Raw genomic sequence first — 15,553 nt, 5'->3', positions numbered from 1 at the left:
TCTCCGGACTGTCCTGAAAGCTTAATACATTGTAGTAAAAATTTCTTCTGTGGATTTGATTAAACGATTTTAGGTTGTCCATTGTTCTCAGAATAACAGTACAAAAACAGTACAAAAAAGGTTGAAAACGTAAAAAGCAAAATATGAATGGATTTAATAAAAATATGTTGGGCGGATTGATCGGTGCGCTCGTACTCAATGTGGTCCATAGTGCTGCCAAGAGATTCGATCCCAAAGCTCCAGAAGTGGATAAAGTGGGCGAAGAAGCGATGCAGAAAACGGTGCGCTTTGCTGGATTTAAACCGCCAAAGGGCAATGCATTGGTGGCGGCAACTTTTGGGGCAGATGTAGCTTCCAATGCCATGTTATATACCCTCATCGGATATGGAGGTCAGAAAAATATGCTGCTCAAAGGAGCGTTGCTCGGAACGGTAGTTGGTCTGGCAACACTGACTATTCCAGAACAGGCCGGACTGGATGCCAAGCCAATAAAAAAGACTGATCGTACCAAGTTTATGACCTTGGCCTGGTATGTGATCGGAGGAGTGGCCGCTGGTCTAGCCATGAAAGCTATGAGCAAGAGTTAGGAAAGACTAGAGTTGGTAAATTTATCAGATTACATTGTTCAATGCATGCCCCTTTAAGCGCCAATCTAAAATGAAAAAACATCTTTTTTGATCTAGATCATCGTTTTAAGCCGTCGGGAAAATTGAAATTTGAATAGCTTTCAATAAGGGAAGTCTATCAGATTAAAAGTAATTAACGAAATAGGAATAGATAGTTTTATCGCTACCGGAGCATATGATGGTGGGTTGAGTTCAGCGGAAAATATAACAGCAATGAAAGCCCTATTGTCAAAGATAGCGTTTGCAGATCAGGCAGGATTGCATATCTTCGGGCTCGGGGAGCATCATAGAAAAGAATTTTTAGATGAATCAAAGCCAGTAGGAGTAGCTCGTCATCTTTAGTATTTCCTGCAAATTCAGCTATTTGGATTGCATTGCTATAGTTCACGTAAAAGGACTTACAGGTGACCAGGGATTATTGACCACCGGGTTTTGTATTTAAGTATGAGAAGGCTTTAATTGAAAATAAGGCAAAAGCAATAGCGCAAATGTAGATAGCTCAAACCTTTTAGACTTTGGCTTTGTTCACTTTATGGATGAATCGGTTAAACTCTTTCGCAAAATGCCGATTACATCCATTTATTAATAAAGGTTATAAAAGATTACCGAAACTTTAGGACTTTGCCATTTGCACTGACCCTTACACGTTTTGGAAATCAGCTATGTCTGTCATTATTTTAAAAAATGGTATGAAAAAAGCAGCAAGTAAAAAGATTCGACCGTTGCAAAAGCAAAAGCGACCCGGATTAGAAATAAATATGACACCAGTTCCTGACACTTCGCCGTTAAAGTATCCTGCAGAAGGAAAATTGAAAAATAAGGTAGCATTAATTACTGGAGGAGATAGCGGCATTGGGAAAGCTGTAGCTTTGTTATTTGCCAAGGAGGGAGCTGATATTGTTATTGCCTATCTTAGTGAAACAAAAGATGCAAAACAAACCCAGAAAGAGGTTGAATCCTTCTCAAGAAAATGTACGCTGATTAAAGGTGATTTGGGAAAAGAAAATCACTGTAAAAAAGTAATTGAATTTACGATAAAAACGCATAAGAAAATTGATATTATCGTTAATAACGCGGGGCTACATTGGCAAACAGAATCAATTGAAGAAATTACCACTGAACAGTTAAACAAGACTTTTCAGAATAATTTCTATTCCTATTTCTGGATTACGAAGTATGCCATGCCTTATCTTAAGAAGGGGGCAAGTATCATTAATACATCCTCGGTGACTGCATATCGAGGCAGTCCAAAGTTGATCGATTATTCTGCAACAAAAGGTGCAATAATTTCTTTTACACGAAGCTTGTCAGCAAATCTTATGGATAAAGGAATTAGGGTCAATGCTGTTGCGCCCGGTCCGGTATGGACTCCATTGATAGCATCTTCATTTGATCCTAAAAAAAACTCCGAATTTGGAAGCGACTCCCCAATGGGAAGGGCAGGAATGCCAAATGAAATTGCACCAAGCTTTCTATTTCTAGCTAGCAAAGATTCACATTTTATGAGCGGTCAAGTTTTACATCCCAATGGCGGAGAAGTCGTCAATGGTTAACCAATGAATAAGTCACAATCAGATCTGCAAGTCGTCAATCGACATAAGGCTTTCAGTTTTTCAAAATGTTCTCTACTATGGGGTGACTGCCCCGCCAATGAATGAATGACTCGAGCTAGCTAAATTTGTTGACAAAGTATTATTCTTTAATAAGTACAGATTTGTTGTACGAATTGTTGCTGGAATTAATATTAGTTTGAGAAACAGGCGGTTTTCTTATTCTCTTTCCGCTCGTCGGCGACCTTAACCATGATTCATATACCTGTTGTCGTATGGATACAGTCGCAAATTGAAGATATAGATCGGAATGAAATAATTTTAGCGGGATTGTTTCCATCATTGAAGATTGATACCTTATGTATGTTGTTTTTGCCAAGTGATGAACTATTGCGACCGGAGGAATGTTTAGGATTGAATGGCGGCGGCTATAGTAAGATTTTTGAATTTTAAAAGGTTATGATTGATATACAAAAAATATTTGCAGAGGGGGTGGAAAGCTCCTTTCTTATTGAAATAGGTGCGAGAACAATTATAATGTTTCTTCTAATATTGATCATTCTAAGGCTTTCGGGTAGAAGGGGAGTTCGGCAGTTAACTCTTTTTGAGGTTGCGATTATAATCAGTTTGGGCTCAGCTGCGGGAGATCCCATGTTTCAAGAAGAAATACCCATCTTTTATGCGATTGTTGTCTTTATATGTGTAATCTTTGTCTATAAGTTGGTAACCTGGATTACCTCCCGATCAGAGAATATTGCCCATTTATTGGAAGGTAAAGTTTTACCTGTAGTTAAGGATGGCGTATTTGATATAAAACATGAAAATGATAATACCTTTTCGCGTATGGAATTTTTTTCTGAACTGAGAAATTTAAATGTCGAACATTTGGGGCAGGTTAAGGAAGGCATTCTAGAAGTCGATGGAACATTAAGCGTTTTATTTTATGCTGATAGTGATGTGAGGTATGGGCTACCATTATTCCCGTCTTCTTTCAAAAAGGTTGATGTAATGAGTGCTGAAGGGCCATTCGCATGCATGTATTGCGGCCATGTCGTATTTAGTTTTAAGAACGAATCAAAGGCATGTCCAAGATGCAATAAAACACAATGGAGCAAAGCCTTGAATTCAAGAAGAGTATAGAAGAATAATACCATGTATTATTTAAACAAATTATAGGGTGAAAAAATTTGACCGTTTTTATTTGAAGCTTTTCTGTGAACACACGATCAACATCAATCAAGGCGCAGAATCCACAATAAGCTATTTAATGGCCCGGCTTAAGATGGCGGATTATATGAATGAACCTGTTCGTTAGTGTATTTAAAAAACTTGATGCCTGATTGTCAATTATTATGCGTACATTTATTACTGCGATCTGCTATTCATCTTAACCCATTCAGTAGATCCGATATGATAAATACACTTGTTTTATCTCTAAATTCTCCACGATATACCTTTCGGAAATTTTCAGTTCAACAACTAGCAGCTTGCGTACTTCAAAGAGTAAATACGATTCAGCTTAATATTATTCCTTCCGATCAATCTTAGCTATTGAAAGTAAAAGGACCATCACTTTATAAAATCCATACATCATGAGTAAAGACATTAAAAAGGAAAAAAGCACCAAAGAGAAAGCACAATCTTCTTATCAAAAGGAAAAAGATGGCTCCTCTAAAGAGTTAACGGATAATGTTTTCCGTAAAAAAAAGAAATAGGCAATCGAAAAGGTAGCTTATTTTTTGCACTTGCACAAGGCAGATTATTTTGAAGCGGGTATACAGTCTGGATTATCACCAGGCTTTTGCTCGCTTTTTTAATTTGCAAAGCTGAATGATATACCCATTGTTTTGACAACAAAATGAGTTTCATCACAAAGCGATGTTTTTATACGTCTTCGTCTGAATATACACGTGAAGTATGGGTAATGACGTTTGAAGTAGAACCAAATATATTCGATGGGCGTTCAATTTTAAAAAGCTCTAGGGCGATAGACTTACTCAATGGAAAAGCTCATTAAGAGCTAATCAACAATCAAGGAAGGTGGATCTTATGCCTAAGATCCATTTTTTAATAAGTGATGAAAAAAATATTTCTTAAAAAAATAAGATGAAAAAGACAATAGTAGTGTGCGATGATGATAAAGAAATACTAAATGCATTTTCCTTGGTGTTAGAGAATCATTATACGATTGTTATATCTGTAGCAAACAGTTTAGTCCTGACGGAAGTGTTGGATACTATGAATGCTGATATACTCTTTTTGGACATTCATATGCATGCACGGAATGGTGACATGATACTGCGTGATCTCAAGAGTTCAGCTAAATATGATAAGCTGCCTGTGATTATGATGTCAGGTCATATCGACGGAAGAAGAATCTCTTTGGAATGTGGGGCCGAGGGTTTTCTAGCAAAGCCTTTTGAACTTACTGATCTGGAAAACTACATACGAAGATTTGTTTATGAAAGTGAATCGTAATGCCCAATCGTCACAATATAGCTTGCCGGCACTATAGTATTCTGAAGGCAAGAACAATGACGTCGGAGGCGTATATATTTGCTCTCCTGATCAGATGGTACTCTTATTAGACTTTGCGAAATACCACTATATATTTAGCTACAAAATTACCGAAGTATGTCGCGCCACTTCTTACTCATATTAAGCAGCCTATATATGAGGCTTCGCTTTGATACGGATGTGCCTAAGTTGTTTTATCATCATGGAAAACGCCAGGTAGTGGAAGTTCGGGCCAAGAAATACAGCCTTTGGCATATTTATCTCAATAATGCTTATGTAGGAAGTATTCAGTATGACAGTAAGCAGTTCAATTACCACCTCGTAGATAATTGCTTACTGACCGATGATCACGTGCAAAAGTATAGCCATGATACAACGTGGGGAATTAAAGTGGATAAAGGACGATATTCGATGAAAAAGGATATAAAGTTCGAATGTGACGTGTGTGGTCAAAAGCAAGTGGTTGAGGTTTCTGTTTTGCATGGCGGTGGAACCTTGCAAATTATGATTGATCGGTTTTTTTATAATGGATGTAGATTTTCGCAATGGCGAATGGGTAATGCTATGTAACAATACGAGCTGGTTGACAATCGATGAACTTGCTATTATCCTGTTAATCTAATTACACTCAGTGCTATTGATGGAATACAAAGAAATAATTGTCAATAAAATTCCACAACATGACCACGAAAACACTCCCAATTTTTGCTACGTAAAATGACAAATTAGCCTTCTCATTAAGCAGATATAATACGATTTGTTTGCTCCGGTAAATCCAGCGGATTTAAAGGTCGAGACAAATACAGACAGTTCGCTTTCTTCCATCAGAGGCTTGCCAATTGGTTCTACTGCTCTCGCGGGATTGATCATGAGCATGCCGGGATCAGGTCGAGCGGGAGGGATATCCTTGCGGAATATGTTCCGCAGGAACAGGTGTACGTTTTCATTCATTATGGCATCTGCAATTCCGATCTGCTTATTGAAATGAACAAAGTAGAAGTCTTCTCCAAATAGGATTTCCATCAGTTCAGTCCATGGTTGTTCTCCGCGCTCCTGATAAGGCAGCGCTAAGTTTATTATTTTATTTACCCGTTCAGGATACAATAGTGCGAGATTCCACACCACATTAGCACCCCAGTCATGACCGACGAAGGTAGCATCTTTGTATCCGAAATGATCAAGTAGAGCGGATAAGGTCAGCAGTCCAGTGCTTTATGTTATAATCCGTTACTTCAGTTGGGCAGGATGAGTTACCATAGCCACGTTGATTTGGGACAATGCCGTAGGTTGATTATTTTCGCTAAAGCCTATGCTGAAATTCTCATTAATTGGAACGAGATCGATTATGGGACAAATTTGATTTGTTTGGCTGACATAATTTTTGTCTTGAAATGATCCTTTAAAGTGAAACCACCGACTATAGCGATGGTCACCAAGCTCATCATTGTAATAATGCCATACTTCACATTCTTTTTTATAACCAATTCCCAAATCTTCGAATAAAAGTTTGATTTCATATTGCCTCATTTAACCGTTATAAAGGTGCCATTTGATGCCCTATTTTTCCAGGTCATAGCTAATAATGTCTCTCTTGACATTCATCAATCCTTTACAGCAGTTTACGTTTTGCATCCTCAAATTCTGCTTGTGTAATCATTCCTTTTTCCATCAATCCATGTAATCGTTCTATTTCAGTCGCAGCATCTTTTTGGGTAATGGGGGAGATAGGCACATAATTATGAACGACGGGTTGTGAAAAATATACGCGGTTGTATTTTAAATCAAAATTCTCTTTGCGCATTGTTAGAAAAGCAATAAAGTCGATCAATGCGATAAAAGCAGGTATAAGCGTCCAACAGAAAAGGAGATAAAGGAAACCTAATCCGGTCTGCCCTAGGTAAAATCTATGTGCACCAAATACTCCAAGAAAAATGCCATTAAAGCTGCGGTTGTTTTATCTTTCATATGTTATTGATTAATGCGGTTTGTATTGTCTTTTCAAACCTAAGGATTGCCTGTTAGACATTCTTACGGTTTTCCGTAACCGATCCCACTTTCAAACCAATATCTTAGCCTTACAGCTTGTAATAATCTAGATAGTTAAAATTGACCAACATATTCATTCAGAATAAATAATGTATAGTAGGCTTTGGTATTAACCTTGCCCGATTGAAAAATAGCATGCCATGATGGTAACCACCACCAGTTCTGTTCTTTTTCTGTTACCTTCCTTATTTGCCTAAATACATTAGAATTAGCCTAAGATGTCAATTTTGCTAAACTGAAACGGTTTTATTTTCAAAAATCACAATTTAATATGGCACCACTACTAGCATTGCCAACAAGCTGCCGATATTGACTCAACCATTTAGAATTTAGTTTTTTTCTGATCGGAATAAAGCCTTTTCTTCGCAATTGAATCTCATCTTCGCTAATGTCAGCTGAAAGCATATGTTGGTCGATATCAATAACGATATAGTCTCCGTTTTTTAGTAATCCAATCAATCCACCTTCAGCAGCCTCAGGTGAGACATGTCCAATAGCTATTCCGCGGGTAGCTCCGCTGAATCGGCCATCTGTTACCAACGCTACAGAACTGCCCAATCCCATCCCCATGATCAGGCTAGTAGGTGTCAACATTTCCTGCATCCCCGGGCCACCTTTGGGACCTTCGTAACGGATCACCACAACATCTCCAGCTTTGATCTCACCGGCAAGGATGCCTACTATGGCCTCTTCTTGACTATCATAGCAAACCGCAGTCCCGCTAAAATTCTTTTCGCCAGTGATTCCTGCAGATTTTACAACGGCTCCCTGCTCTGCAAGATTTCCGAATAGAATCGCCAATCCTCCAACAGGACTGTATGGATTATTTATTGTATGTATGATTGTTGCATCTTTGATCGCTGCATTGGCAATCTTTTTGAATAACATTTCGCCACTGATCGTTATATTATCCTGAAGGACATGGTTGTTGCGCTTGGTCATTTCGTTCATTACAGCGTTTACTCCTCCGGCGCGATGGACGTCTTCCATGTGGACGGTGCTTAAACTGGGCGATATTTTTGCAATGTGCGCTACTTGATCTGATATTGAGTTAATGTCCCTAAGCTGAAAATCTATTTCCGCTTCGTGAGCTATAGCAAGCATATGAAGGACAGTATTGGTACTACCGCCCATGGCCATATCCACTGCAAAAGCATTCTGGATGGCTTTTTCATTGATGATGTTTTTAAGTTTGAATTGTTTGGAAAGCTGATTGTCTTTGGCGATTTCACAGATCCTTCTGGCTGATTCCCGATATAGATTTTCACGCTCGGGTGTTAATGCCAATATGGTTCCATTACCAGGTAGTGCTATACCCATAGCTTCCATCAGGGTGTTCATGGAATTTGCTGTAAACATACCCGAGCAACTACCACCACTGGGGCATGCATTACACTCGATGTCTTTGAGCTCTTCGTCACTGATTAAGCCTGCTTCGTGTTTGCCTACAGCCTCAAAAGCTGTAGACAGGTCAATGGCAGTGCCATCTTTGATATACCCTTTTCTCATGGGGCCTCCACTGACAAAGATTGTAGGCACATCTACACGTAGCGCACCCATAATCATGCCGGGTACAATCTTATCGCAGTTAGGGATAGCTATCATAGCATCCAATTTGTGTGCATTCATGACGCTTTCAATTGAGTTGGCAATCAATTCTCGGCTGGGGAGCGAGTACAGCATTCCATCGTGTCCCATAGCAATACCATCGTCAATACCGATCGTGTTGAATTCAAAAGGAATACATCCGTTTGCCTTGATTTCGTCTTTAATGATCTCAGCAACCTTATTCAGAAAAAAATGTCCGGGTATAATTTCGATAAAGGAATTTGCCACTCCAATAAAAGGCTTATCAAAATCGTTATCATTTACGCCTGTGGCCCGAAATAGGGCTCTATGGGGAGTACGTTGGTATCCCTGCTTTACTTCGTCGCTTCTCATTTTTTATTAGTTAAATAGTAGATTTTAACCTACTTAGTGTTTCGGGTGATATCGCCAGATAAGCCGCAAGGTTAGCATTAGACAAACGCTGTATGAGTTCGGGATTATTTTTCAATAGATCGCGATAACGTTCTTTAGCAGTTTGGGTTAATAAGCTGCTGAGCTTATTATTAACAACAGTTAATCCATATTCGAGGATGTAGATATAAAAATTGTCCCAGCCGGGCATATTTGCTCTCAAAAAGATAAAATCAGTGTTGCTGATGCTTAGGACCTCCGTATCTTCTACGGCTTGGATAAATTCTGTAGCTGGCTGTCTGGAAATGAAGCTGACGATAGAGGTTAGAAAAGTATGCTCAAAAGCCATGAATCGGGTTGCCGTTGATAGTTCGTCATTGCGAAAATATAGGCGCAGACAGCCCTTTCCGACAAAGAAAAGATAGTCTGCAATGGAACCTTCGTTGAGCAGATGGTCATTTTTCTTTATCGATTGGGGTTTAAAATAAGTTAGGGCCTCCGTTAATTGCTGTTCGTTTAACAACGCTTTTTCACGTAACAATTGTAATAGTTGCTCTCTCATCGCTTATTATTTATAGGTCAAAGATGCACTTTATATTAGGATATAGTCGTTGACATTGGTCAAAAACGTCAACGATTTATTAAAGTTTTATTCTCCTTTGAGATAATGGAAATTTGGTAAGTTTAGAGCTAATACAACATTGAAATATGCACAAATTATTTATTTGTTAGGTGCAAAAGCTGTTCGTTTGACCACAGCTCACCCAAAAAAAAATCCATTTCAAACTAATTTATACCTTAGGAAATGTCGTGCGTGAAAGAACGAGGAAAATTAAGCCCGAACCGCAAAACTTTGTTTCTTTCAGAAATACCGACCTTGACATCTATGTATTAGTTAATAGATTCTTTACCGAGACTATTTGCTTTGCACTAGATAACCATGGTGATTTAGTCGTGCCGAGTGAGTCGACAGCTGGCGGTTTTCTTATTCTCTTTCCGCTCGCCGGCGCCCTTAACCATGATGTATATACTTATCGTCGTGTGGATTCAGTCGCCAATTGAAAGATATAGATCCGAAAGAAATAATTTTAGCGGGTTTGTTTCCGTCATTCAACTATTTTTGAAAGACATTTTTGGTCTGTTGTTATTCAGTCTTCTTTCGTTAGATGCAATTGAAGAAAACCGTTTTTAAGCTTCTGACCTTGGTACTTGAACTTTGAACTTAACTCCTCATTGCTTGCTAAAATTGCTCCAGCTCCAGTAATTATAGGGCTGATGTTAAAATAAATATCGGTAACCAAATTCTTATCCAAAAAAGCGTTGAAAGTACCTGCTCCGCCACCAACGGCTATTTCCCGCACTCCTTTTGCAGACATATATGCAATTGCTTCTTCAGGACTTGCAACAGTCTTGTAGCCATCAGCCGTATAAGGTTTATCGGCCAATATGATGATTTCTATTCCATTAAAATGATCTTTTATCGGATCTGGAAAATTTAGAAAATTTTCAAATGTTTTCAATCCTATCACTACATTTCCAATCCGTTTTACAAATTGTATGTAAAATTCCATTGCTTCCGGTGGCAGTTTATGATGCGGATTATCGGATATCAAAATTCTTCCATTAGCCGAAATATTTGCGATTACTGTTACTTTCATAATGATTTTCTTTAAATTTTTGTACAACAAAACTATTGGATATTCAATATATATTTACTATTCATTACCTTTAGGAAAGTAACTATCTTATGAGCAATAAAAATATTGGTAAAGAAACTATATTGGCATTAAAAGATGGCATTGAATTGCTCAGTGGTAAATGGAAATTTTGTATCCTACACAATTTGCAGAAACACGGCCCAATGCGGTTTAAAGATCTGCAAGAGATGGCTCAGGGAATATCCCCAAAAGTTCTATCCAAGGAACTTCAGGAATTAGAAGATAATTTACTGATTAGTAGAACGGTTAATGACACCAAACCTGTAACTGTTTCTTATGCGCTTACCGCCTATGCTAAAGAAACGGAGGAAGTTGCCAATGCTTTAATTAAATTTGGTCTAAAGCATAGAGATAAAATTAAAGCAAAATGAGGTTTCTATTTTAACAGCTCATTTGGGGAAGTTTGGAGCCTTCTCTATGTAACAATCCGAATAATTATTCCTAACCTTATTAAGTATTGGTGAATAATGCTTATCTTTAAACTAATGTTATTTATCCTATGCGGCTAATCTTAGGCGTGTAAGGTTAACCAAAAGCCTAATTTATGCGTATTATACAAAAGCTTAGCACTTATTTAAACGAGAAATTCGATGGATTAGTTTTAATCGGTTTGTTATTAGTTATGATTTTTTACAGTGCAGGTTTTATGCTTTTTAATCAATACATAGCTTTGTTTTACGGACTGTTTTCTGGATTAATATTAGTTCTTTTTTTTAAAAATTGGCGGACTGAATATTTCATCAACAGATCTGGGTTGGGATTATTAACTTTTGTTATAGTGCTAGAATTTGCATTTTTGCTATATGATCAAGTTCATTTGAAAGATGATTGGTACTTTTTACCGTGGGCGGTTCTGTTGGGTGGAGCTGTGATGGTAACCATTAGTATGTTAATCGGGTTAAAAAAAATCATTATTCCAAAAGCACTTTCGAAATTCTTTTATATAAGCGCTATTTTTCTCTTTTCAACTGTCTATTCCTACGGGCTGCTATCTCTTATAAACATTTTTAATGCGCGGCAAGTCGTTAAATGGGAGCGTGCTGAAGTGGGGCTACCATCCTGGGTAATTACTTTTGGAGGAAATTACAACGATGCCATATTTGAGAACAGAGAATGGGGAACTCGGTGGATGAATTTATTTTTTTTGAAATGGGAAGGTGATTTTCCGCATCCGCCAACAACTGCCGAAGTAAAAGTTTTTAAAGGCAACCTTGGAAAAGATTATATGCTCAAAACGTATGATGAGGATGAAAAGAATGACGCAAGACAAATCGACTAACATGGACAAAATTATATATCTTGACAACAACGCATCCACTCCAATGGATCCTAGGGTCTTAGACGAAATGATGCCCTATTTGACAGACAAGTATGGTAACGCAGCAAGTCGTCATAAACTAGGCAAATATTTAGATACTGCGGTCGAGAAGAGTAGGAGACAGATTGCTGATCTTATAGATACCAATGCAGAAGATATTTTCTTTACAGCTGGTGCTACTGAAGCTATCAATATGGGATTACGTGGATTATTGAGGCCCGGGAAACAACATATTATAACTGTACAGACAGAGCATCCCACAGTTTTGGATACCTGCAGGTATCTTGAGACCAATGGTATTGCGGTTACTTACCTTTCTGTTGATAGCGACGGATTGATAGACCTTGAAGAACTAGAGCGGGCCTTTACACCTCTTACAGCTTTAGTATGTGTGATGCATGTCAACCATGATACTGGTGTGATTCAGGACATAGAGCGAATTGCGGAAATAACACATGCTCATGACGCCTTTTTTATGACCGATGGAAGCCAATCTGTCGGAAAACTCCCTGTTCGCGCACGATCATTAATAGATATCCTCACATTCTCTGCCCATAAATTTTATGGGCCAACGGGTATAGGCGGTATTTATTTTAGACCCGAAGTACCTATGAAACCGCTTATCTTTTCTGGTGGACATGAAGGCGAGGCAAGAAATGGTACACTTAATGTGCCGGGTATCGTTGGTATCGGCAAAGCCGCTGAACTCGCAGCTTTACAGATGAATGAAGACGAAGAACGCATTGGCAAACTACGTGATATCTTAGAACAACAATTATTGGCAATCGGAGGGACGAAATTAATAGGTTCTAAAACACACAGGATCTATACAACATGTACAATACGTTTTGATGGTATTAACAGCGAAAATATTGTTCAAAAACTCGATAATATATGTGTTTCCAACTGCTCAGTACTCAGTTATTTTGAAGCAGCACCTTCTCCTGTACTTCAAGCTATGGGATTGAGTAGGAATGAGGCATTTAATGCACTAAGATTTAGTTTAGGGCGTTTCACTACAGCAGAAGAAATCGGACAAACTGTGGAAGCTGTAAGCGAGATCATAAACCAATTGCACAATAATAAATCGCTACATCGACACCACTGCCTTTAGCGATATAAGAGCGAGCTATGTCGATTTCTTTGGCGGTCGCTCTACCAGCTATGAGAGGCCTCATCCATCCAAGGGCATATAAAAAATTTGAACCCTAAATATCTTCAGTGTATGCAGTATTGCTAATATTTTTAGTAATATTGTAAAATGAAACCTCTGGAAATCTTTAGCCGAAATCGGGTAATGTACGCTCAAATTACCGTGCATGATAAAAGCATGGGCATGAAAGATTATCATCTTTACAACAAAAATGGTCTTGCTTTTTATGTTTTCAGGAAATCTCAGGGAGTGTGGGAATTGGCATTCGGTGTACTCGCTGATGACATCAAGGAAGCGTGCATTGACGCCCTTATACTTCGCTTTGATACGGATGTGCCTGAGTTATTTTATCATCATGGAAAACGCCAGGTAGTGGAAGTACGGGCCAAGAAATACAGCCTTTGGCATATATACCTCAATAATGCTTATGTAGGAAGTATTCAATATGACACCTTCACTAAGCAGTTCAATTACCACCTTGACGACAATTGCTTATTGACCGATGATCACGTGCAAAAGTATATAGTCCTGATACAACGTGGGGAATTAAAGTGGATAAAGGACGATATTCGATGAAAAAAGGATATAAAAGGAATAAAAAACCTTGAGTCTGGGAGGATCTCAAGACTTCATAATTACTACCTATTTCTGAAAAGTACTATTAATACAATATTGAATCCTGTTTGGTTTTAAAAAAAATTATTTCTAGCTGTTGAGTAGGGAGATACCGGAATGCAGAAGGGGATGACGGCTTTTCTTATACTTACGAAAATACGTAGCTTAACATCAACAAAGTGAAGGGGGCAGAACGCCATTTCAAAGACAATTTAAAGGTGGAACATTTGTAGCAATTTTAAATGTGCCAAAAGGAGCCGGCGGTAATGGTCATAATACTCTGTTAGTAAGAAATCCTATTTTTTGTAATGTAGGATTAACTTGATTAATTGATAAAATGAAGAAAATTAAATTTTTAGAATATCCGATTGCCTACTTCAACGAAGTTGAGTACGTTGCATATCTGCCCAAAGTAGAAGGTGAAAATGAATTATTTAGAAAGTTGAGCAATATTCTTACTTTTCCAGATTATTTTGGGGAAAATTGGAGTGCTGTATTTGATTGTCTAAGAGATTTTAGCTGGATTAGTAAAAAAGGAATCACATTGGTATATGAAGAAATTCCTGTACTTTCGGAAGAGCAATTGAGGATATATTTTGATGTTTTGTTTTCCGCAGTTAATGATTGTAGTTACCCAGCGGCAATAAGATTGAAACCACTGGGCAAACCTAGATCGCAACAGAGGCGCTGCTGTTAGGAGCGGCGCTCCATTGCGCCTAGCAGCCTCAGGTCATCAGATGCTGGCAATTCAAATATCTGCAGGTGAAAGTGCTTAATTGCAGCCAGTAGATGATCAAATATATCGGCCATCGTATCTTCGAAATAGGCCCATTGTGTTCCCTTAGTAAACATGTAGAGCTCCAGCGGAATACCGTATTCACTGGGGGCTAGCTGACGGACCAATAAAGTAAGTTCCTGATGGATATTGGGATTATGTTTGGCATAGGCGAGTACATAGGCCCTAAACAGGCCGATATTGGTCATCCTGCGACCATTGACGGGCGAGGAGCTGTTTGTATGCCAGGTTTTATTGTACTCGGCAATCTCGCGCTCTCTTTTTTCGATATAGGGAGCTAGCAGCCGGATCGTTTTCAATGCCGTGACTTCCTCCTCACTGAGGTAGCGTACCGAAGACATTTTAATGTTCAATGCCCGTTTTATCCGACGGCCACCGGTCTCCTGCATCCCACGATAGTTTTTAAATGAATCGCTCAGTAGGGTATAGGTCGGAATGGTGACAATGGTCTTATCCCAATTTTGTATCTTCACATTGTTGAGGTTAATCTGCAGCACGTCGCCGTCTACACCGTATTTAGGCATTTCTATCCAGTCTCCTACGCGGACCGAGTCATTTGCCGACACCTGAATACTGGCCACAAAGCCCAGGATTGTATCCTTAAATACGAGCATGAGGATGGCGGATGCCGCCCCTAGCGAAACCAGAAAAGACCAGGGCGAATTGCCGGTCAGCAGGGAAACGACCAGTGTACCGATCACAAATATTAAAAAGATCTGTACCACTTGCAGGTAGCTGTCGATGGGTTTGTCCTTAAACACATTTGTACCACGAAAAATATCGCGGCAGGTTTTTAACAAGCTATTGGCCAGATAGTAGATGGTGAACAATACCACGATATCCAGAAACTTGATAATAGCGGCTGTAAGCACCGGAAAACCAACGAAGATCACTGGTAGCAGCTGCCGTGTAAGCAGCACGAGCAGGGTGCGGCTCACGCGTACATGCACCTTGTTTTCCAACAGATAATCATCCCATTTGGTCGAGGTTCGCTGGGCAATCCGGTTCAATGCGGAATAAAATACTTTGCGCATGATATAATCGAGCGCATAGAGAATCACCGCAAAAGCAAAAAGTAATCCGGCGGCCGTAACAATATGTGCCTGCTGCTCGGGTAAATCCAATTTGGCAAAGAAATTAAAAATGTACTGATAAATTGAACTTGGTGATTGTTCATTGAAGTTAAGCATGTTTAAATTTTTCATATGAACGAACAAATTTACGAAGAAATATAAACACGGATTTTAGCGTGGAA

At 38.8% G+C, this 15,553-nt stretch carries 20 protein-coding genes and 1 pseudogene; 13 read left to right on the top strand and 8 right to left on the bottom strand.

The features are described 5' to 3' along the window. Positions 1–143 precede the first annotated feature (143 nt). From B3297_RS17930 to B3297_RS17900, 7 genes are all read left to right on the top strand, one after another. Entirely contained in the window at positions 144–587 is a 444-nt protein-coding gene (locus B3297_RS17930) for a hypothetical protein (protein ID WP_070570577.1), read from the top strand. A gap of 728 nt (positions 588–1,315) precedes the next feature. Continuing rightward, complete coding sequence (locus B3297_RS17925) at positions 1,316–2,179, top strand: SDR family oxidoreductase (protein WP_070570610.1); 864 nt, start codon at positions 1,316–1,318, stop codon at positions 2,177–2,179. A 249-nt stretch (positions 2,180–2,428) separates the two neighbouring features. Beyond that, complete coding sequence (locus B3297_RS17920) at positions 2,429–2,629, top strand: hypothetical protein (protein WP_070570580.1); 201 nt, start codon at positions 2,429–2,431, stop codon at positions 2,627–2,629. 6 nt (positions 2,630–2,635) lie between these two features. Next, a complete protein-coding gene (locus B3297_RS17915; protein ID WP_070570582.1) occupies positions 2,636–3,316 on the top strand; it encodes a DUF421 domain-containing protein in 681 nt (226 codons plus the stop codon). Positions 3,317–3,768: 452 nt separating this feature from the next. Continuing rightward, complete coding sequence (locus B3297_RS17910) at positions 3,769–3,891, top strand: hypothetical protein (protein WP_256604652.1); 123 nt, start codon at positions 3,769–3,771, stop codon at positions 3,889–3,891. Positions 3,892–4,282: 391 nt separating this feature from the next. Beyond that, the gene (locus tag B3297_RS17905) at positions 4,283–4,654 is read left to right on the top strand and encodes a response regulator (protein WP_070570584.1); all 372 of its coding nucleotides are present in this window, start codon (positions 4,283–4,285) and stop codon (positions 4,652–4,654) included. A gap of 195 nt (positions 4,655–4,849) precedes the next feature. Beyond that, a complete protein-coding gene (locus B3297_RS17900) occupies positions 4,850–5,263 on the top strand; it encodes a hypothetical protein (RefSeq protein ID WP_286779210.1) in 414 nt (137 codons plus the stop codon). Positions 5,264–5,401: 138 nt separating this feature from the next. On the opposite strand, the gene B3297_RS17895 is transcribed toward B3297_RS17900, so the two are convergent. From B3297_RS17895 to B3297_RS17875, 6 genes and pseudogenes are all read right to left on the bottom strand, one after another. Next, positions 5,402–5,893: an alpha/beta fold hydrolase gene (locus B3297_RS17895; RefSeq protein ID WP_286779244.1), complete on the bottom strand. Its 492-nt coding sequence runs from the start codon at positions 5,891–5,893 to the stop codon at positions 5,402–5,404. 27 nt (positions 5,894–5,920) lie between these two features. After that, positions 5,921–6,220 carry a hypothetical protein gene (locus B3297_RS17890; RefSeq protein WP_070570588.1) on the bottom strand — a complete coding sequence of 100 codons (300 nt, stop codon included), beginning with the start codon at positions 6,218–6,220 and terminating at the stop codon, positions 5,921–5,923. 82 nt (positions 6,221–6,302) lie between these two features. Continuing rightward, the gene (locus tag B3297_RS17885) at positions 6,303–6,494 is read right to left on the bottom strand and encodes an SHOCT domain-containing protein (RefSeq protein ID WP_201639097.1); all 192 of its coding nucleotides are present in this window, start codon (positions 6,492–6,494) and stop codon (positions 6,303–6,305) included. 24 nt (positions 6,495–6,518) lie between these two features. Next, positions 6,519–6,626 (bottom strand): annotated as a pseudogene (locus B3297_RS24885) (TM2 domain-containing protein); the annotation flags it as partial. Positions 6,627–6,991: 365 nt separating this feature from the next. Beyond that, positions 6,992–8,680, bottom strand: a complete 1,689-nt coding sequence (gene ilvD, locus B3297_RS17880) for a dihydroxy-acid dehydratase (protein WP_070570590.1) — start codon at positions 8,678–8,680, stop codon at positions 6,992–6,994. A 10-nt stretch (positions 8,681–8,690) separates the two neighbouring features. Next, positions 8,691–9,260 (bottom strand): Crp/Fnr family transcriptional regulator, encoded by a 570-nt coding sequence (locus B3297_RS17875; protein WP_070570592.1) that lies wholly within the window; start codon positions 9,258–9,260, stop codon positions 8,691–8,693. Positions 9,261–9,508: 248 nt separating this feature from the next. On the opposite strand from B3297_RS17875, the gene B3297_RS17870 reads away from it, so the two are divergent. Further along, positions 9,509–9,760: a hypothetical protein gene (locus B3297_RS17870; protein ID WP_112376264.1), complete on the top strand. Its 252-nt coding sequence runs from the start codon at positions 9,509–9,511 to the stop codon at positions 9,758–9,760. Positions 9,761–9,846: 86 nt separating this feature from the next. Here B3297_RS17870 and B3297_RS17865 read toward each other — a convergent pair whose 3' ends face one another. Continuing rightward, a complete protein-coding gene (locus tag B3297_RS17865) occupies positions 9,847–10,356 on the bottom strand; it encodes a dihydrofolate reductase family protein (RefSeq protein ID WP_070570594.1) in 510 nt (169 codons plus the stop codon). 89 nt (positions 10,357–10,445) lie between these two features. Between B3297_RS17865 and B3297_RS17860 the strand changes: the two genes are divergently transcribed. From B3297_RS17860 to B3297_RS17840, 5 genes are all read left to right on the top strand, one after another. Then, positions 10,446–10,787: a winged helix-turn-helix transcriptional regulator gene (locus tag B3297_RS17860; protein ID WP_070570596.1), complete on the top strand. Its 342-nt coding sequence runs from the start codon at positions 10,446–10,448 to the stop codon at positions 10,785–10,787. A gap of 173 nt (positions 10,788–10,960) precedes the next feature. After that, complete coding sequence (locus tag B3297_RS17855; protein WP_070570598.1) at positions 10,961–11,695, top strand: hypothetical protein; 735 nt, start codon at positions 10,961–10,963, stop codon at positions 11,693–11,695. 1 nt (position 11,696) lies between these two features. After that, positions 11,697–12,848 (top strand): cysteine desulfurase family protein, encoded by a 1,152-nt coding sequence (locus B3297_RS17850; RefSeq protein WP_139145109.1) that lies wholly within the window; start codon positions 11,697–11,699, stop codon positions 12,846–12,848. 147 nt (positions 12,849–12,995) lie between these two features. Next, positions 12,996–13,463 (top strand): hypothetical protein, encoded by a 468-nt coding sequence (locus B3297_RS17845; RefSeq protein ID WP_159333023.1) that lies wholly within the window; start codon positions 12,996–12,998, stop codon positions 13,461–13,463. Between the two features lie 376 nt (positions 13,464–13,839). Next, positions 13,840–14,199, top strand: coding sequence for a barstar family protein (locus tag B3297_RS17840; protein WP_070565728.1), 360 nt, complete (start codon positions 13,840–13,842; stop codon positions 14,197–14,199). Here the strand turns inward: B3297_RS17840 and B3297_RS17835 are convergent. Next, on the bottom strand, positions 14,196–15,503 hold the full coding sequence (locus tag B3297_RS17835; protein WP_070565726.1) for a mechanosensitive ion channel family protein: 1,308 nt from the start codon (positions 15,501–15,503) through the stop codon (positions 14,196–14,198). The two genes, B3297_RS17840 and B3297_RS17835, sit on opposite strands and share 4 nt — an antisense overlap. Positions 15,504–15,553 lie beyond the last annotated feature (50 nt).

The sequence above is a fragment of the Sphingobacterium sp. UBA3519 genome (genome assembly GCF_002377215.1).
Lineage (GTDB): Bacteria > Bacteroidota > Bacteroidia > Sphingobacteriales > Sphingobacteriaceae > Sphingobacterium > Sphingobacterium multivorum.
Note: the sequence above shows the minus strand (reverse complement) of the source record. Positions and strands in the feature narration are given on the sequence as shown.

What these genes read in the sequence shown, in the direction of transcription:
- B3297_RS17915 (WP_070570582.1), top strand. Translation starts at nt 2,636, where the DNA reads ATGATTGATATACAAAAAATATTTGCAGAGGGGGTGGAAAGCTCCTTT.
- B3297_RS17850 (WP_139145109.1), top strand. Translation starts at nt 11,697, where the DNA reads ATGGACAAAATTATATATCTTGACAACAACGCATCCACTCCAATGGAT.
- B3297_RS17840 (WP_070565728.1), top strand. Translation starts at nt 13,840, where the DNA reads ATGAAGAAAATTAAATTTTTAGAATATCCGATTGCCTACTTCAACGAA.
- B3297_RS17865 (WP_070570594.1), bottom strand. Translation starts at nt 10,356, where the DNA reads ATGAAAGTAACAGTAATCGCAAATATTTCGGCTAATGGAAGAATTTTG.
- B3297_RS17845 (WP_159333023.1), top strand. Translation starts at nt 12,996, where the DNA reads ATGAAACCTCTGGAAATCTTTAGCCGAAATCGGGTAATGTACGCTCAA.
- B3297_RS17920 (WP_070570580.1), top strand. Translation starts at nt 2,429, where the DNA reads ATGATTCATATACCTGTTGTCGTATGGATACAGTCGCAAATTGAAGAT.
- B3297_RS17905 (WP_070570584.1), top strand. Translation starts at nt 4,283, where the DNA reads ATGAAAAAGACAATAGTAGTGTGCGATGATGATAAAGAAATACTAAAT.
- B3297_RS17930 (WP_070570577.1), top strand. Translation starts at nt 144, where the DNA reads ATGAATGGATTTAATAAAAATATGTTGGGCGGATTGATCGGTGCGCTC.
- B3297_RS17875 (WP_070570592.1), bottom strand. Translation starts at nt 9,260, where the DNA reads ATGAGAGAGCAACTATTACAATTGTTACGTGAAAAAGCGTTGTTAAAC.
- B3297_RS17890 (WP_070570588.1), bottom strand. Translation starts at nt 6,220, where the DNA reads ATGAGGCAATATGAAATCAAACTTTTATTCGAAGATTTGGGAATTGGT.
- B3297_RS17860 (WP_070570596.1), top strand. Translation starts at nt 10,446, where the DNA reads ATGAGCAATAAAAATATTGGTAAAGAAACTATATTGGCATTAAAAGAT.
- B3297_RS17835 (WP_070565726.1), bottom strand. Translation starts at nt 15,503, where the DNA reads ATGAAAAATTTAAACATGCTTAACTTCAATGAACAATCACCAAGTTCA.
- B3297_RS17885 (WP_201639097.1), bottom strand. Translation starts at nt 6,494, where the DNA reads ATGCGCAAAGAGAATTTTGATTTAAAATACAACCGCGTATATTTTTCA.
- B3297_RS17855 (WP_070570598.1), top strand. Translation starts at nt 10,961, where the DNA reads ATGCGTATTATACAAAAGCTTAGCACTTATTTAAACGAGAAATTCGAT.
- B3297_RS17925 (WP_070570610.1), top strand. Translation starts at nt 1,316, where the DNA reads ATGAAAAAAGCAGCAAGTAAAAAGATTCGACCGTTGCAAAAGCAAAAG.
- B3297_RS17900 (WP_286779210.1), top strand. Translation starts at nt 4,850, where the DNA reads ATGAGGCTTCGCTTTGATACGGATGTGCCTAAGTTGTTTTATCATCAT.
- ilvD (WP_070570590.1), bottom strand. Translation starts at nt 8,680, where the DNA reads ATGAGAAGCGACGAAGTAAAGCAGGGATACCAACGTACTCCCCATAGA.
- B3297_RS17910 (WP_256604652.1), top strand. Translation starts at nt 3,769, where the DNA reads ATGAGTAAAGACATTAAAAAGGAAAAAAGCACCAAAGAGAAAGCACAA.